Origin of the sequence: Marinobacter sp. (assembly GCF_033722735.1) — a bacterium.
Classification (GTDB): Bacteria; Pseudomonadota; Gammaproteobacteria; order Pseudomonadales; family Oleiphilaceae; genus Marinobacter.
In genome coordinates, this window is sequence record NZ_JAWVYN010000025.1 from 33,759 (window position 1) to 51,339 (window position 17,581).

A 17,581-nucleotide genomic window follows, 5' to 3' on the forward strand; every position below is an offset into this window, starting at 1 on the left:
CTGCGATAGCGACGGTGACTCCGGTAGGAAACTGAAGTTATTGCAAAAAACTACATTAAAAATCTCTCAAGTTCTGACAAAATCGGACGACAACTGATTCAAGGGCTTCGGATTCTGATCCGCGATCGCTCGAATAATAATGAATTCCGATATCCAAGCAGCTGTCCCGTTTGGGGGAAAAACTTTGTGAAGAGCTTCATCTATCCTGCCGTTTCGCTCATGAACCGGCTGCCCATGTTCTACAAATTCAGCCTGATCAGCATCCTGTTCCTGTTGCCGATAGGGGGGCTTTCCTATCTGGTGGTAAGCCAGCTTAACGAGTCGGTTAGCAGCCTGACCAAAGAGGTTGAGGGGCTGGCGCAGGTGAAGAAAGTGGACCGGCTTCTGGATGCCGCCTACCGCTACCGGGATTTCAGATCCCCGGGGATGGTAAAAAACGATCAGGCGTTGATGGACCGTTCAGAAGACGCTGCCGCGGATATTGACGCGGTGTTTGAGTCCTTGATGGCGAACTCAGTGGCCTTCGATACGGAGGGTGTTTGGCAACAGCAGGTTGAACAGCTTCACGCCGAGTGGAGCAAATTGCGCCAGGAAGACAGCTTCCAACGCAATATCGTACCTCAGTTTGCCTATTATCAGGAATTCGTGCAGAAAGCCCGGGGCCTGCTGGGGGCAACGCTGGAAATTTCCGGGCTGGGAAACGACAGTGACCGCGAAAACCTCGCCTTGCTCAAGCTGGTCAAGGAGTCGTCCCAGGATACCCGGAAGGTGCTGGGCAAGGCTCGGGCGTTTGGTATCTATGCCCTTAATGAGGGCCGGGTGGGCTATGCGTTGAGTGACGTTCTCAATGAAATCTTTGACGAGATGACCAACCGCCAGGCCTTGCTGAAGCCAAGTCTGGAGCTGGCCACCAGCGCCTCCAGCCAGTTTGCCAGCCGGGGGAGCGAGACCATTGAGGCGGTCTCTCAGAGCCTGATCCAATCCCGTGAGATGCTCGATCTGAACGTCATTGCTCCGATGCGGTTGGAAATGCCGTGGTCGGATTTTAACCGGGTGATCGAGGCTCAGTTCGCTCACCTCAACGATCTTCACAGCGTTATCTTTGAGGTCATTGCGGAAAACCTCAACCAGCGCCTGGTGGCGGAGAAGGCCCAGCGAAGCCTGATCTTCATTGCGCTACTGGTGGTGCTGCTGATTGTGGTGTACCTGTACGTGGGCTTCTTTGTCTCGGTACGAACGGCCATTGCCCGCTTCAGTGATGCCGCCCGCACCGTGGCCGCCGGGGACATGACGGTCCGTATCGACCTGGAGAACCGGGATGAGCTGGGGCAACTGACCACCGAGTTCAACAACATGACCTCCAAGATGGCCGACCTGATCCAGTCGGTGAGCGCCACCACCCAGGATGTCGACCGTCAGGCCAGCCGGGTCAACGACACCGCCACCATGAACAGCGAGGCGTCGGCCCGCCAGATGGACGAGACCAACCAGATCACCGATGCCATGCAGCAAATGGTGGAAGCGGTACAGGAAGTGGCCGAGAGCGCCCTGAGGGTCTCCGACAGCGCGAATAATGCCGAGCAGGATACCGAGACCGGACGTCAGGTGGTGGCGGACACGGTGGAGACCATCAACCGGCTGGCGTCGGAAATCAATGGCGCAGTCAGCGTGATCAACCGGGTCAGCGAAGACAGCGACAGCATCAGTCAGGTGCTGGTGGAGATCAAGGCTATTGCCGAGCAAACCAACCTGCTGGCCCTGAACGCCGCCATCGAGGCGGCCCGTGCCGGCGAGCAGGGCCGAGGCTTTGCGGTGGTGGCCGACGAGGTCCGCTCGCTGTCCCAGCGCACCCACAAGTCCACCGAGGAAATCGAAGGCATGATTTCACGCCTGCAAAGCGGTGTGAAGGATGCGGTATCGGCAATGACCAACAGTCACGAAGTGACCGAGGCGACGGTGGGCAAGTCTTCGGAGGTGACCGAGGCCCTGGACCGTATCGCTCGGGGTATTGCCACGATTGTGGACATGGGGCACCAGATTGCCCAGGCTGCGGAAGAGCAGTCCGCAGTGGCGAAGAACGTCAATACCAACGTGGCAGAGATCGGCGAACTGGGCAAGCGTACGGCGGCCAATGCCGAAGAAACCCTCGGGGCCTCCCGCGAGATGTCCGATCTTACCGCCTCACTGCAGCGGCTGGTCGAGGCCTTCCGGGTCTGAGACGCGCTGCGGTTACTGTCCGGGAAGTTGGGACTTGTGTTGTTCCCAGAGCACTTCCCGGGCGCCCTCCCGACGGGCCAAGACCCTGGCCACCACGAACAGCAGGTCTGACAGGCGGTTCAGGTACTGCCGTCCGAAGGCGTTGATGGCTTCCTGCTCCGCCAAGGCGACCACGATCCGTTCGGCCCGGCGGCTCACCGCCCGGGCCAGGTGGCATTGGGCCGCCGCCATCGACCCGCCGGGCAGGATGAAGTTCTTCAGCGGCGGCAGGTCGCCATTGAGCTCATCGAGCCGGGCTTCCAGCCAGCTCACGTGGCCGTCGGTAATCAAGGCGCTGTCTGGAATCGCAAACTCGCCACCCAGATCAAACAGGTGATGTTGAACCCGCTGCAGCAAGGGGATGAGGGCGTCTTCGCCGGCCAGCAGTTCAATCAGCAGACCCAGGTGACTGTTGACCTCGTCCACCGTGCCCAGGGCCTCCACCCGCAGCGAGTTCTTGCCCACCCGGCTGCCATCGGCCAGGCCGGTGGTGCCGTCGTCGCCGGTACGGGTATAGATCTTTGACAGTCGGTTTCCCATAGTTTCTTCCTGTGGATAGTTCCTTGCTGTTGGCGGGGCGCAGCTCAGCCCAGCGAAGAGTGGTTGGTTAGCATTTTTACGCTGTCGGTGAGCATCCGGTTGACCGGCAGGTCGAGTCCCAGTTCCTGGCCCCGCCGGGCCACATAGCCGTTGATGTAGTCGATCTCGGTCGTCTGCCCCGTGAGGACGTCGCTGCGCATGGAGGAGGTGTTGGCCGCGGTGCTGTGCGCCACGGCTTCGATGGTGCTTCTCAGCTCCGTCGGGGAGGGGGCATCCAGGCCTTCCCGCACCATCAGCTGGTAGAGCTCCTCGCACAAGGGGTCTATGTACTGGCGGTACAGGGGCTGGTGGAGGATTTCGCCATTGGGGCAGTCCAGCAGCGCGGTGAATGGGTTGATGCCGGCATTGACCACCAGCTTTCGCCACAGCCTCTGGTGGATGTCGGCCTCGGCGGACACGGTGAGCCGGCTCTGCGCCAGTTGCTCGACGGCTTCGTGCAGGCACGCCTGCCCCAGCGGGGTCAGGGCGCCCACCCAGGTATGGCCAGCACCCGCATGAACGGTCATTTCCGGTGCCGGCCGGTTGGCGGCTTCAGTGGTACTGGCGACCAGGATGGGACGGTCCGGCCAGTGCCGGGCGACTTCCTGTTGGCTGCCCATGCCATTCTGGAACAACACCACGGGCACTGAGGGGTGCAGCGCGGAGAGCTGGTCCTGGAGCGCGGCCAGGGTTGCGGGCGCCTTGGTGGTCACCAGCAGCAGGCGGACGTCGACAACATCGGCGGCGTCGCAATAGGTCACCGTCACCGTGCGCTGCTGACCATCGAGGGGGCGAAAATAATACTGGCAGTCTGAGGCGACGCTGTTGGCCCGCCGCAGGAAGCGGGCCGTGCCCAAGGGCAGCGAGGCTGCCCACAGACGGCCCATGGCGCCGGCCCCCAGGATCAGGATCTTGCCCTGGCGTACCTGGGCAAGATTGGGGTCATGCGGCGCCCTCATGGTTACATCGCCTTGATGGCTTTTCGCTGCTCGCTCAGTCGGCTCTGGCTGCCCTGGGCATCGCGCAGCTTTTCTTTCTCTTTTTCCACCACGTCCGCCGGGGCCTTGGCGGTAAACTTCTCATTGCCCAGCTTGCCTTCCAGCCGACCGATTTCCTTGCGCAGGCGTTCCAGTTCCTTGTCCAGCCGGGCCAGTTCGGCGGCCTTGTCGATCAGGCCGGCCATGGGGACCAGCACTTCCATTTCGCCCACCAGCTGGGTGGCGGACATCGGTGCTTCACCGCCGGTGAACCACTCCAGGCTTTCCAGCTTGGCCAGGGAAATCAGGAACTGACGGTTGTCGTCCATCCGCCGCTGGTCTTCGCTGCTGGTGCCGCGGAGCAGTACCGGAATCCGTTTGGCCGGGGAAATGTTCATCTCGCCGCGGATGTTGCGCACCGCCACGATGACGCCCTTGAGCCACTCGATGTCAGCGGCCACCGCTTCGTCCTGACGGCTGTGGTCGGCCTGTGGGTAAGGCTGCAGCATGATGCTGTCGCCCTGTTTGCCCGCCAGCGGCGCAATGCGTTGCCAAATTTCTTCGGTGATGAACGGCATGATCGGGTGGGCCAGCCGCAGCACGGCCTCGAGCACGCGCACCAGGGTGCGACGGGTGCCGCGCTTGGCGTCAGCGCCGGCGCTGTCGTCGTTGAGCACCGGCTTGGACAGTTCCAGGTACCAGTCGCAGTATTCGTTCCAGATGAATTCGTACAGGGCGTGGGCGGCCAGGTCAAAGCGGTACTGTTCCAGGTGACGGATGACCTCCTGTTCGCAGTGCTGCAACTCGCCGATGATCCAGCGGTCCGCCAGGGACAGCACCACCGGCTCGTCATTCACCCCGCAGTCCTCGCCTTCGGTGTTCATCAGCACGTAGCGGGCAGCGTTCCACAGTTTGTTGCAGAAGTTGCGATAGCCTTCCAGCCGCTTCATGTCCCAGTTGATGTCCCGGCCGGTGGTGGCCATTGCTGCCAGGGTGAAACGCAGGGCATCGGTGCCGTGGGCGGCAATGCCTTCCGGGAATTCTTTTTTGGTGCGCTTGCCGATTTTCTCCGCCAGTTGCGGCTGCATCATGTTGCCGGTGCGCTTCTCCAGCAGGGCATCCAGATCAATGCCGTCGATCATGTCCAGCGGGTCGAGCACGTTGCCCTTGGACTTGGACATCTTCTGGCCGTGCTCATCGCGGATCAGGCCGGTGACGTAGACGGTCTTGAAGGGCACCTGCGGGGTGCCATCGTCGTTCTTCATGAAGTGCATGGTCATCATGATCATCCGGGCCACCCAGAAGAAGATGATGTCGAAACCGGTCACCAGCACGTCGGTGGGGTGGAAGGTCTGCAGGCGCTCGGTGTTCTCGGGCCAGCCCAGGGTGCCGAAGGTCCACAGGGCGGAAGAGAACCAGGTATCCAGCACATCTTCATCCTGGCTCAATTCCAGGTCGGCGGCCAGGTTGTACTTCTCACGCACCGCCGCTTCGTCGCGGCCCACGTAGATATTGCCCTCGGCGTCGTACCAGGCCGGGATGCGGTGGCCCCACCACAGCTGGCGGGAGATGCACCAGTCCTGGATGTCCCGCATCCAGGAGAAGTACATGTTCTCGTACTGCTTGGGCACGAACTGGATGCGGCCGTCTTCCACCGCCTCGATGGCGGGCTTGGCCAGGGTCTTGGCGTCCGCGAACCACTGGTCCGTCAGCATCGGTTCGATGATCAGGCCGGAACGGTCGCCCCGGGGCACGCTCAGCACGTGATCTTCCACCTGCTCCAGCAGGCCGGCGGTTTCCAGGTCGGCGACGATGAGCTTGCGGGCTTCCTCGCGGGTCTTGCCGACGTAGGCGGCGGGCAGGGTAGCGTCGATCTCGTCGTTGGCGGTGCCGTCGGCATTGAACACCTCGGCCACATCACGGATGTTGGCGTCCTGGGTCATGACGTTGATCATCGGCAGCTCGTTGCGCTTGCCGACGGCGTAGTCATTGAAGTCGTGTGCGGGCGTGATCTTCACACAGCCGCTGCCTTTCTCCGGGTCGGCGTGGTGATCGGCGACAATGGGAATCTCGCGGTCCACCAGCGGCAGCAGTACCGTCTTGCCGATCAGGTGCTGGTAGCGCTCGTCATCCGGGTGCACCGCCACGGCGGTGTCACCGAGCATGGTTTCCGGCCGGGTGGTGGCCACCACCAGGTAGTCCTTGCCATCCTGGGTGGTGGCGCCGCCGGCCAGCGGGTAGCGCAGGTGCCAGAAGTGGCCCTTCTCTTCCTTGTTCTCCACCTCCAGGTCGGAGATGGCGGTGTGCAGCTTGGGATCCCAGTTCACCAGGCGCTTGCCGCGGTAGATCAGGCCTTCGTCATACAGGCGGATGAACACTTCCTGGACCGCCTTGTAGAAGCCATCGTCCATGGTGAAGCGTTCGTGGTCCCAGTCCACGGAGTTGCCGAGGCGGCGCATCTGGCGGGTGATGGTGCCGCCGGAATGTTCCTTCCAGTCCCAGATGCGCTTGATGAAGTCTTCCCGGCCCAGGTCGTGGCGGGTCTTCTCTTCTTCAATGGCCAGCTTGCGCTCCACCACCATCTGGGTGGCGATGCCGGCGTGGTCGGTGCCTACCTGCCAGAGGGTGTTGTTGCCCTGCATGCGCTTGTAGCGGGTGAGCGTGTCCATGATGGTGTGCTGGAACGCGTGACCCATGTGCAGGCTGCCGGTGACATTGGGGGGCGGAATCATCAGGCTGTAGGATTCGCCCTCGCCGGAGGGGCGGAAGTACCCTTTGGCTTCCCAGTTCTCGTACCACTGGCGCTCGATGTTTTCTGGCTGGTAGGTTTTTTCCATGGGTTTTGCTGGTGACCGGTTTTGGTTGGTTGAATTCAGTTTTTCAGGAGCGCAATTATACATGGTCGGTGGTGGCGCGGCGAACCCCCGCCACCCTCCGTCCGCGTCGCGGCCGCGGGTGGCTCAGTCCCGCTTTCGGGCCAGGTAGACGGTATTGAACGCTTCCCGGTTCTGGAACGGGTTGAAGAAGGTGATCACATGGCAGGCCACGTCGGTGAAGACCTCGTCAAGCGTGGCCATAAAGTCGGCGTCCTCTCCCTCGTTGGACCACATGGCGAAGACGCCGCCGGGCGTGAGCTGGCGCGCCATCAGACCGAGGTTCCTGGCGGTGTAGAAACTGGCGCTGGAATCGTGCAGCAGGGCCCGCGGGGAGTGGTCGATGTCCAGCAGGATGGCGTCGAAACGGCGGCCAGGGGCGTTGGGGTCGAACCCCCCGGTGTCCGGATCGGCGATGGCCAGGTCAAAGAAGTTGCCGTGGACGTAGCGGGTGCGGGGGTCGGCGTTAAGCTCTTTGCCCAGGGGAACCTGTTCCTGCCGGTGCCAGCGGATCACGGGTTCGAGATACTCAACGATGAGCAATTCGCCCACACTCTGATGTTTGAGGGCGGCGTGGCCGGTGTACCCGAGGCCGAGCCCGCCGACCACGACGCTCAGGTTGTCCCCCTTGAGTGCGCCAAGCCCGAGGTCTGACAGCGCGACTTCGGCGTCCACAAACATGCTGGACATCAGGAACTCCTCGCCCAGCTTTACCTCGTAGATGTCCCGGTCACCGAGGGCGGGTATCCGGCGTCGACGAAGTGTGATGTCGCCAATGGCGGAAGGTTGTGTGTCGATCTGTTCGAATAGCAGTCCCAAACTGGTTCCCCTCTGAGGCGCTGGTGGTTGTAACGGCCCCGTGCCGATGGTGGTGTGCCCTGGCTGGGAGCGATGGATCTCGCGGCCAGCGGTCGGCAGGTCGCTGCTCTGCCTGTGCCGGGATGTTACCGCTTGCGGAAGTCATGCACCCGGGGTTCGATCCCCAGGGCTCGTAACTGTTTGAACTGGGACCTGGCCTGATTGAGCACGGCCGGGTCGTTGTGCGCCACCAGGGCCAACCGGTGGAAGCGGTCGGCATCCGGCGGCAGGGTGGCGGACAGGACGACCACCGTGTCCCAGTCTTCAGCGACCGGCGGGCATAACAGGATGCCCACTGGGTCGGTGCAGGTGGTGGCGGTGTCCGGAACGATGCTGTGCGGAATGAACGCATCCGGGCTGAACTGCCACAGCAGGTCATCCAGCTCCTGGGCCTGCTGGCTGCTGTCACAGACAATGCACACCCGGTCGCCCTGTTGCCAGGCCTTGTCCACCAGCCGCGCCGCATGGAGGTTGCGCGCGGCCGGGGTGTTCTGGCTCAGGATGTGGAACCAGTAGGACTGGTTCCGACTGTCCTGGCCAGTGTTGCCGGAATTATTGGTCGGCATGGGACATCAGGTAGTCAACCAGCAGCGGGACCGGGCGTCCGGAGGAGCCCTTGGCCTTGCCGGAATGCCACGCAGTGCCAGCGATGTCCAGGTGGGCCCAGCGGTATTCCTTGGTGAAGCGGGACAGGAAACAGGCGGCGGTGATGGTGCCGGCGGGGCGTCCGCCGATGTTCTGCATATCGGCAAAGTTGCTGTCCAGCTGGGACTGGTATTCGTCCCACAGCGGCAGGCGCCAGGCCCGGTCGCAGGCCCGTTCGCCGCTGGCCAGCAGCTCGTTGGCCAGGTCGTCGTCATTGCTGAGCAGGCCGCTGGCGTGGTGGCCCAGGGCAATGATGCAGGCGCCGGTCAGGGTGGCCAGGTCGATCACCACCTCCGGGTTGAAGCGTTTGACGTAGGTGAGGGCATCGCACAGCACCAGGCGGCCTTCGGCGTCGGTATTGAGGATTTCCACGGTCTGGCCGGACATGGAGGTCACGATGTCCCCCGGGCGGGTGGCGTCACCGCTGGGCATGTTCTCCGCTGCGGCAATCACGGCCACCACGTTGATCTTGGCGTTGGTCTCGGCCAGTACCTGCATGGCGCCGAACACGGAGGCGGAACCACCCATGTCGTACTTCATCTCGTCCATGCCCTCGCCGGGCTTCAGGCTGATGCCGCCGGTGTCGAAGGTGATGCCCTTGCCCACCAGCACGTAGGGCTTGTCCTTTGCCTTGCCGCCGCGATACTCCATGACGATCAGCCGGGCCGGCTGCGCACTGCCCGCGGAAACCGCCAGCAGGGTGTTCATGCCCAGCTTTTTCATCTGCTTCTCATCGAGGATCTCGGTCTTGATGGTGTCGTGTTCCTTGGCCAGCTTTTCCGCCTGTTGCGCCAGCCAGCTCGGGTGGCAGACGTTGGGGGGCGTGTTGCCCAGGTCGCGGGTGAAGTTCATGCCGCGGCCGGTGGCCAGGCCCAGCTCAAACGCGCTTTTCAGCACCTTGGTGGCGGCGGACGCCTGCACCGTGACCTTCTTCAGCTTGCGCACCGGCGGCTTGCCGCTCTTGTAGGCGTTGAACGTGTAGAGCTGCTCCTCGAGGGTGCGGCCAATCAAGCTGAGGCGGTTGGCTTCAGACTGCGCCTGATCGTCACCGGTGGTGGGCGTGTCGGTCAGGGCAATGGCCACATGACCGGCGGCGCCGTCCTTGATCTGGCCGACGGCGGCGGCGACGGCCTTGCGGAAGTTGGTCGGAGAGCGCTCCTCGTCCGGACCGGTGCCCACCACCAGAACCCGGGGCCAGGGCTGGCCGGCGACCGGGATCAGCAGGCAGTTGCCGTTCTTGCCGGTGATGTCACCACTCTTGTTCAGCTGACGCAGCAGGCCGTCCAGCGCTTCATCCACCTCCTGGGTTGTGGCAGGCCAGTCGCCGTTCTCCGGTACCGCGACCACAAGGCAATCGGCTTTTAGGCTGGCAATGGATTTACTGCTCAGGGTGAAATTCATGGCAACTCCCGAAACTGGTTGTTTTGTCGTTCCCGTCCGAAGGCGGGGATGGCAATTTTGAAAGACACTAGCATTGGGGCTAAGGCGTCATTAATCAAGCGGTTCCCGTGCTCAAAGGCGCAGGCGGCCCTGTCATTCGCCGGTCAGGTTACATAGAATACCCCACTATTTGATCGTTGCATCCAACCGGCCAACTGAAGAGACTGCTTTGAGCATAGTTTTCCGTTACCTGACTCGACAAGTCATGATCAGCATGCTGGCGGTATCTGGCGTCCTGCTGCTGGTGTTCATGAGCGGTCGCTTTATCAAGTACCTGGCGGATGCCGCCGCCGGCGAACTGGCCGGTGACGTGCTGTTCCAGATCATGGCCTATCGTTTTCCGGGGTTCCTGGAGCTGATCCTGCCGCTGGGCTTCTTTATTGGCATTCTGCTGGCCTACGGGCGCATGTACCTGGAAAGTGAAATGACGGTGTTGTATGCCTGTGGGGTCAGCGATCGGCAGGTCATCAACCAGACCCTCATCGGCAGCGTGATCGTGATGCTGGTGGTGGGCGGCATGAGTCTGTACCTCTCGCCCTGGGGCATGAAGCAGGTGGAGCGGATCTTCAACGAGCAGCGCAAGGCCACCGAGTTCGAAATGCTCGCGCCCGGGCGCTTCCAGGATCTCTCCTCGGGGGAGCGGGTCACCTACACCGAGGCCCTCAGTAACGACAAGCGGGAACTGCATGGCGTATTCATCGCTGAATATTCCCGCGGCGAACCGGGGCTGACCATCATTACCGCGGACGTTGGCTCCCAGTTCCTCGACGACAAGACCGGCAGCCGGTTCCTGATCCTGGAGGGCGGCTCCCGTTACCAGGGAATGCCTGGCAAACTGGATTACCAGGTGACCACGTTTGATGCCTATGGTCTGAAAGTGCAGGCCGGCAACGCCCGGGATCGGCAGCTGGACGAGGCCATCAGCACCCTGGAGTTGCTGTCGTCGGACGACCCGGAGCACCGGGCCATGCTGCATTGGCGTTTTTCGTTGCCCCTGATCGTTCCCATCGTGACGCTGCTGGCGGTGCACCTGAGTCGGGTCAATCCCCGTCAGGGCCGCTTCTTTCACCTGTTGCCGGCCATGCTGGTGTACATCGTCTACCTGGGCCTGCTGATTGTCGCCCGGGATGCGGTGGAGGACCGTAAGGTGCCCGAGTGGATCGGGATGATGTGGGTCCATGCCCTGTTCCTGGCGCTGGCCCTGTGGCTGCACTTCGGGCCGCCCTGGCTGCGTCGGCGGCGGTTGATCCGGGAGGGCCGTCGCCGTGCGTAAGCTCGACAACTATGTGATGCGCACCGTCGGTGGCGCCACCCTGCTGGTGATGGTGGTGGTGCTGTCCCTCGACCTGATTTTTGCCTTCATCGGTGAGCTGGACGACGCCGAGGCCGACTACCAAACCCTGCAGGCCCTGCTGTATGTCTTCATGACCCTGCCGCGGCGGATCTACGATTACCTGCCGTTGGGCGCGTTCATGGGCTGCCTGGTGGGGCTGGGGGCCATGGCCAGCTCCTCCGAACTCACGGTGATACGGGCCGCCGGTGTTTCCATCAGGCGCATCGTCTGGTCGGCGATGAAGCCCACCCTGGTGGTGGTGGTTGTTGGCTTGCTGATCGGCGAGTATGTGGCGCCCCCGTTTGAGCGCATGGCACAGAGCCAGAAGGCGGTGGCCCAGGGGGCCAGCCGCAACATCGCGTCCTCGGGTGGGATCTGGCATCGGGAAGGGGATACCTTCATTCACCTGAACGCGGTCGAGCCGAACGGCGTCCTGCACGGCGTCTCGCTGTTCGAGTTTTCGGACCGGCGCGCCATGGAGCAGGCCACGTTTGCACCCCGGGCGATCTACCAGGGCGATCATTGGCTGCTACAGAATGCCCGTATCACCCATTTCTCCGATGTCGCCACCGAGCGGGAAGTGCGGCGTGAATTGCGCTGGGAGACCGGGCTCTCGCCCGAGGTGCTCAGCGTATTGATCGTCAAGCCGGAGAACCTGTCGGTAAGCGGGCTTTTCACCTACGCATCCTATCTGGACGACCAGGAACTGAACTCGGCCAACTACTGGCTGGCGTTCTGGAAGAAGGTGTTGATGCCGCTGGGTACCGCTGTGATGGTGCTGGTGGCCATTTCCTTTATCTTCGGCCCGCTGCGGTCGGTCACCATGGGCTTCCGGGTATTTACCGGGCTGATCGTCGGGTTGCTGTTCAAGTACATGCAGGATCTGTTGGGGCCGATGAGCCTGGTGTTCGGCTTCAACCCCGTCATTGCCATCCTGGTACCCATCGCCATCAATGCGGTGGTGGGGGCCGTCCTGATGCGCCGGGCCGGGTAAGTCCGCGCGAAAACGGTGGTGCCGGTTCCGTCAGCCGGCCTTCTTGGGCGGCGTGGGTACCCGAACCACCTGGCTGCGGGACAGGCGGTCGGTGACCGATTCGCCATTGATGGGCCAGAACACGGCTGTCACCGCCGGTGCCACGATAATCAGGCTCCAGCTTCCCCAGTTATACAGGCACAGCATGCCCGCAAACAGCGTCAGTGCGCCGACCATGAAGCGCTTGAGCGCCTGCACCCAGCTCACCGACCAGCCGCTGATGTTCTGGATGCGGATGCGCCAGACCTGCATGCCCAGGGTCTGGCCGGAGCGGGTCCAGAAGTAGCCAAAGAACAGGAACAGCACGACGAACAGTACGCTGCTCAGCAGCGGGTCTGCCTCCAGGGTGCCGGCCTCCATCTTCGCCTCGTAACGCTCGAATCCGATCACTGACGCTGCCACCAGGGTGTAGGCCCAGGACGTCACCATCAGCACGGCAATGCTGATCAGGCCGTCGTAGATGATGGCGAGCACCCGGCGGAGCATGTTGGCCGGAGGCAGCAATTGGTCTTCGTCGTGGAATCTGCGAGGCATTGAAGGCTCCTGCGTCATCGGTACCCCTCTTGGTACCGTTCAGTTTCGGGTGGCCGAGTATAACCCGTTTGACGGATTGTCGCAGGGGGAGGGCGTTATTGGGGCTCGCCGGCAGTAATTCGTTTTTCCTCAATGCGGCGTATGCTAGAGTAGCCGATTTGCACCGCCGGACGTCCATCGTCCTTGTTTTGACGCTCCGGAGCAGTCATTTTCACCAAAGGGCCTATATAAAGGCAGAAAGCTGGATCAGGGCAGGGTTATGAAAACCGCAGAATTGCGACAGGCATTTTTCGATTTCTTCAAACAGCAGGGGCACACCGTCGTACCAAGCAGCTCACTGGTGCCTGCGGATGACCCAACCCTGCTGTTTACCAACGCGGGGATGAACCAGTTCAAGGACCTATTCCTGGGGCGGGAAGAGCGGGACTATACCCGGGCCACCACGGCCCAGAAGTGTGTCCGTGCCGGCGGCAAGCACAACGACCTGGAGAACGTCGGTTACACGGCGCGCCACCACACCTTCTTTGAGATGCTGGGCAACTTCAGCTTCGGTGACTACTTCAAGCGTGAGGCGATCGAATTCGCCTGGACCTTCCTGACCGGCGACCAGTGGCTCAACCTGCCCAAGGAAAAGCTGTGGATTACCGTCTACGCCTCCGACGACGAAGCGTTCGACATCTGGTCCCGGGAGATGGGGGTGCCGGAGGAGCGCATTGTCCGCATCGGTGACAACAAGGGCGCGCCCTATGCCTCCGACAACTTCTGGCAGATGGGCGATACCGGCCCCTGTGGCCCCTGCACCGAAATCTTCTATGACCACGGTCCCGACGTTGCCGGTGGTCCGCCCGGCAGTCCCGAGGAAGATGGCGACCGCTACATCGAGATCTGGAACGTGGTGTTCATGCAGTACAACCGCACCGCCGACGGTGAAATGCTGCCGCTGCCCAAGCCGTCGGTGGACACCGGCATGGGGCTGGAACGCATTGCAGCGGTCTTGCAGGGTGTGCACAGCAACTACGAGATCGACCTGTTCGACGACCTGCTGAAGGCGGCGTCCGAGGTGCTTGGTGGTGCTGCCACCACCGAGGCTTCGCTGCGGGTGGTGGCGGACCATATCCGTTCCTGTTCATTCCTGATTGCCGACGGCGTGATGCCCTCCAACGAAGGCCGCGGTTTCGTGCTGCGCCGCATCATCCGCCGGGCCGCCCGGCATGGCAACAAGCTGGGTGCCCAGGGACCGTTCTTCCATAAGCTGGTGGGAGCGCTGGTTCAACTGATGGGCGAGGCGTATCCCGAGCTGGTGCGTACCCAGGCGCAGATTGAGAAGGTCCTGCTGCAGGAAGAAGAGCAGTTCGCCAAGACCCTGGACAAGGGCCTGAAACTGCTCGAGCAGGACATCGCCGAATTGGAAGGGAACGTTATTCCCGGTGAAACCGTCTTTACCCTGTACGATACCTTCGGCTTCCCGGTGGATCTGACCAACGACATCGCCCGTGAGCGTGGCCTGACCCTGGATTACGAAGGCTACGAGAAGGCGATGAACGACCAGCGGGAGCGGGCCCGCGCCGCCAGCAAGTTCGGCATCGACTACAACGCCGGCCTCCGGCTGGAAGGCAAGACCGAATTTTCCGGCTACGAGACAGTGGACGGCCACGAGACGGTGACGACAGTGATCGTGGACGGCGAAGAGAGGACTGCCCAGGCGGGTGATGAGGCCATTGTGGTGCTGGAGCGGACACCTTTCTACGCCGAGTCCGGCGGTCAGGTGGGGGACACCGGGTTGCTGACCTGGAGCGGTGGCCGTTTCCAGGTCAACGATACCCGCAAGGAAGGGGATCATCACATCCACATCGGTACCGTGATCGAGGGTGAGCTGTTCCCCGGCCTGGAAGTGGATGCCCGGGTTGACCATGTGCGTCGTCAGGCGACAGCGCTCAACCACTCCGCCACGCATCTGTTGCACGCGGCCCTGCGCAAGGTACTGGGGGAGCATGTCACCCAGAAAGGCTCATTGGTGGACCCGGACAAGCTGCGTTTTGACTTCTCCCATTTCGAGGCGGTCACGCCGGAGGAACTGAAGGAGATTGAGCGTGAGGTCAACGAACAGATCCTGGCCAACACGCCGGTGGAAACCGAAGTCACCGACATGGAGGATGCTCAGGCCAAGGGTGCCATGGCACTGTTCGGTGAGAAGTACGGCGATACCGTTCGGGTGCTGAGCATGGGCACCGACCGCTACTCCGTCGAGCTGTGTGGCGGCACCCACGTGTCCCGGACCGGCGATATCGGTCTTCTGAAAATTGTGTCCGAAGGCGGCATTTCGTCCGGGGTTCGTCGCATCGAGGCGGTTACCGGCTTCAACGCGCTGAACTGGATTGATAACACCGACCAGAAACTGAAGGAAGCCGCCCAACTGGTAAAAGGTTCCCGCGACACGGTGGTGGAGAAAGTGCAGGCCACGGTTGATCGTACCCGCCAACTGGAGAAGGAGCTGGAGCAGCTTAAAGCGAAGCTGGCCAGCTCTGCAGGATCCGATCTGGCGTCGTCCGCCGTTGAGGTGAAAGGGCTGAAGGTTGTGGCGGCAGAGCTGGAAGGCGCCGATCGCAAGGCGCTGATGGAAACCGCCGACCAGCTCAAGAACAAGCTGGGAGAAGGGGTGGTTGTCCTGGCCAGTGTCGAGGAAGGCAAAGTAACCCTGGTGGCCGGGGTCACCAAGTCCGCCACCAACCGGATCAAGGCGGGTGACCTGATGAAGCACCTGGCGGCTCAGGTGGATGGCAAGGGCGGTGGACGCCCGGATATGGCGCAGGGTGGCGGCAGCGATCCGGCCAAGTTGCCCGGGGCCCTGGACGGGGTTGCCGAGTGGGTTGACAAAAACATTGCCTGAGAGGCTGTTAACGCGAGCCGGCGGATGTATATAATTCCGCCGGCTTGATTTTTGACTGGCGACACATTCCGGTCGTCGTGGGTTCCTGATTGGATTGTTGGGAAAGCAATGGCTCTTTTGGTTCAGAAGTTTGGTGGCACCTCGGTTGGTACCACCGAGAGGATTGAGGCAGTTGCCGAGAAGGTCTGCCGGTTCCGCAAGGAGGGTCACGACGTTGTCGTGGTGGTGTCAGCGATGAGTGGCGAGACCAATCGCCTGATCGGGCTGGCCAACGACATTATGGAAGAGCCCACGCCCCGGGAAATGGACGTGCTGGTCTCCACCGGTGAGCAGGTGACCATCGCCCTGTTGTCCATGGCCTTGCAGAAGCGTGGCTGCGAAGCCCGCTCCTACACCGGAAGCCAGGTGCGCATCCTCACCGACAGCACCCACACCAAGGCGCGAATCCGCCAGATTGACGAACAGCGCATGCGGCAAGACCTGGATGCCGGTCGCGTGGTTGTGGTTGCCGGTTTTCAGGGCACCGACGAGCACGGCAACATCACCACCCTTGGCCGTGGCGGCTCCGATACCACGGCGGTGGCCCTGGCGGCCGCGCTGAAGGCCGATGAGTGCCAGATCTATACTGATGTTGATGGTGTCTACACCACCGATCCACGGGTGGTGGACAGTGCCCGCCGGCTCGACCGGGTTACCTTTGAAGAAATGATTGAGATGGCGAGTCTGGGCTCGAAAGTGCTCCAGATCCGTGCCGTTGAGTTTGCGGGCAAGTACAACGTACCGCTGCGGGTGTTGTCCAGTTTCCAGGACGGCGGCGGTACCCTGATTACTTTTGAGGATGAGAGCGTCATGGAACAACCGGTTGTTTCCGGCATAGCGTTTAATCGCGATGAAGCCAAGCTAACCATATCGGGTGTGCCGGATACCCCGGGCAGCGCCCTGAACATTTTGAAACCGATCAGCGATGCCAACATCGAAGTGGATATGATCGTCCAGAACGTTGGCGCTGATAATCACACCGATTTCACCTTTACGGTCCATCGCAACGACTACAAGCGCGCCAAAGAGGTGCTCAACAAGGTCGCCGTTGATCTGGGAGCCCGTGAGGAAGTCAGCGGTGACAACAAAATTGCCAAAGTGAGCATTGTCGGTGTGGGAATGCGTTCACATGCGGGTGTAGCGACTACAATGTTTGAAGCACTGTCTCGTGAAGGCATCAACATCCAGATGATTTCCACCTCTGAGATCAAGATTTCGGTGGTGATTGACGAGAAGTACCTCGAACTAGCCGTTCGGGCGCTTCACAGTGCTTTTGAATTGGGGGAGCCAGACGCCGAAGGTCAGTGAACTGGTTGCGTCGGGGTTGTCCAAGTAAGAGAAGAAGGGTTGCATTCACGATTCCGAAAGGCGGCCGATCACTGCATAAGTGGTCACTCGCCTTTTAAATCGTGCGTGAGCCCACTATAACGTTTTGTAGAGTTCATTTGTCGGAACTGGTAGCTCTTAAAAGGGAGTAAAGGATATGTTGATCTTGACTCGCCGTGTTGGCGAAACCCTGATGGTCGGTGACGACGTCACTGTCACCGTTCTGGGTGTAAAGGGGAATCAGGTGCGGATCGGGGTGAACGCCCCCAAAGAAGTGGCGGTTCACCGTGAAGAGATTTATCAGCGCATTCAGAGTGAGAAATCAGACTCTGACGAGCCGGAACCCGGCAACAGCTAAGGCGCTAAAAAGCCGCTTGCGGGAAACCCAAGCGGCTTTTTTTATGGTGAGTGAAATCCGCGGCGAAAAAAGTTGTGTCAACCCTATGAAAACAGAAATTTTATGGTAGTATACGCGGCGTTCTCACGGAGAGGTGGGTGAGTGGCTGAAACCAGTTCCCTGCTAAGGAACCATACGCATTACGCGTATCGAGGGTTCGAATCCCTCCCTCTCCGCCATTTCCTTTTCAGGAAATGAGAACAGTTGGGGTAGCATCCAACAGGTTTTTGAGATGCGCGGCTGTAGCTCAGCTGGATAGAGTACCTGGCTACGAACCAGGCGGTCGGAGGTTCGAATCCTCCCAGCCGCGCCATTTATCAAAAACGACACAGTTTTAAGCGGCTGTAGCTCAGCTGGATAGAGTACCTGGCTACGAACCAGGCGGTCGGAGGTTCGAATCCTCC

13 protein-coding genes and 2 tRNA genes are annotated in these 17,581 nt (G+C 61.3%); 8 read left to right on the forward strand and 7 right to left on the reverse strand.

Features of this window, described 5'->3' with window-relative positions:
- Positions 1-186 precede the first annotated feature (186 nt).
- Complete coding sequence (locus R3175_RS15525) at positions 187-2,217, forward strand: methyl-accepting chemotaxis protein (RefSeq protein ID WP_318945237.1); 2,031 nt, start codon at positions 187-189, stop codon at positions 2,215-2,217.
- Positions 2,218-2,229: 12 nt separating this feature from the next.
- On the opposite strand, the gene R3175_RS15530 is transcribed toward R3175_RS15525, so the two are convergent.
- The 6 genes from R3175_RS15530 to R3175_RS15555 form a co-directional block, all read right to left on the reverse strand.
- A complete protein-coding gene (locus R3175_RS15530; protein ID WP_318945238.1) occupies positions 2,230-2,796 on the reverse strand; it encodes a cob(I)yrinic acid a,c-diamide adenosyltransferase in 567 nt (188 codons plus the stop codon).
- A 44-nt stretch (positions 2,797-2,840) separates the two neighbouring features.
- The gene (locus tag R3175_RS15535; RefSeq protein WP_318945239.1) at positions 2,841-3,794 is read right to left on the reverse strand and encodes a 2-dehydropantoate 2-reductase; all 954 of its coding nucleotides are present in this window, start codon (positions 3,792-3,794) and stop codon (positions 2,841-2,843) included.
- 2 nt (positions 3,795-3,796) lie between these two features.
- Entirely contained in the window at positions 3,797-6,649 is a 2,853-nt protein-coding gene (locus tag R3175_RS15540) for a valine--tRNA ligase (RefSeq protein ID WP_318945240.1), read from the reverse strand.
- Between the two features lie 123 nt (positions 6,650-6,772).
- Positions 6,773-7,504 (reverse strand): spermidine synthase, encoded by a 732-nt coding sequence (locus tag R3175_RS15545; RefSeq protein WP_318945241.1) that lies wholly within the window; start codon positions 7,502-7,504, stop codon positions 6,773-6,775.
- A 125-nt stretch (positions 7,505-7,629) separates the two neighbouring features.
- On the reverse strand, positions 7,630-8,109 hold the full coding sequence (locus R3175_RS15550) for a DNA polymerase III subunit chi (protein WP_318945242.1): 480 nt from the start codon (positions 8,107-8,109) through the stop codon (positions 7,630-7,632).
- Positions 8,096-9,589, reverse strand: coding sequence for a leucyl aminopeptidase (locus R3175_RS15555; protein ID WP_318945243.1), 1,494 nt, complete (start codon positions 9,587-9,589; stop codon positions 8,096-8,098). The genes R3175_RS15550 and R3175_RS15555 overlap by 14 nt, the downstream gene beginning before the upstream one ends.
- Before the next feature lie 208 nt (positions 9,590-9,797).
- Between R3175_RS15555 and lptF the strand changes: the two genes are divergently transcribed.
- Positions 9,798-10,901 (forward strand): LPS export ABC transporter permease LptF, encoded by a 1,104-nt coding sequence (gene lptF / locus R3175_RS15560; RefSeq protein WP_318945244.1) that lies wholly within the window; start codon positions 9,798-9,800, stop codon positions 10,899-10,901.
- Positions 10,894-11,955, forward strand: a complete 1,062-nt coding sequence (gene lptG / locus R3175_RS15565) for an LPS export ABC transporter permease LptG (RefSeq protein WP_318945245.1) — start codon at positions 10,894-10,896, stop codon at positions 11,953-11,955. The genes lptF and lptG overlap by 8 nt, the downstream gene beginning before the upstream one ends.
- A gap of 30 nt (positions 11,956-11,985) precedes the next feature.
- Here the strand turns inward: lptG and R3175_RS15570 are convergent, their stop codons facing one another.
- On the reverse strand, positions 11,986-12,528 hold the full coding sequence (locus R3175_RS15570; RefSeq protein ID WP_318945246.1) for an RDD family protein: 543 nt from the start codon (positions 12,526-12,528) through the stop codon (positions 11,986-11,988).
- A 259-nt stretch (positions 12,529-12,787) separates the two neighbouring features.
- On the opposite strand from R3175_RS15570, the gene alaS reads away from it, so the two are divergent.
- From alaS to R3175_RS15595, 5 genes are all read left to right on the forward strand, one after another.
- A complete protein-coding gene (gene alaS / locus R3175_RS15575) occupies positions 12,788-15,415 on the forward strand; it encodes an alanine--tRNA ligase (RefSeq protein WP_318945247.1) in 2,628 nt (875 codons plus the stop codon).
- A 108-nt stretch (positions 15,416-15,523) separates the two neighbouring features.
- Positions 15,524-16,762, forward strand: coding sequence for an aspartate kinase (locus tag R3175_RS15580; RefSeq protein WP_318945248.1), 1,239 nt, complete (start codon positions 15,524-15,526; stop codon positions 16,760-16,762).
- Positions 16,763-16,937: 175 nt separating this feature from the next.
- Positions 16,938-17,138, forward strand: coding sequence for a carbon storage regulator CsrA (gene csrA / locus R3175_RS15585; RefSeq protein ID WP_318945249.1), 201 nt, complete (start codon positions 16,938-16,940; stop codon positions 17,136-17,138).
- A 127-nt stretch (positions 17,139-17,265) separates the two neighbouring features.
- Positions 17,266-17,356: transfer RNA gene (locus R3175_RS15590), tRNA-Ser, on the forward strand.
- 57 nt (positions 17,357-17,413) lie between these two features.
- Positions 17,414-17,490: transfer RNA gene (locus tag R3175_RS15595), tRNA-Arg, on the forward strand.
- Positions 17,491-17,581: the final 91 nt, after the last annotated feature.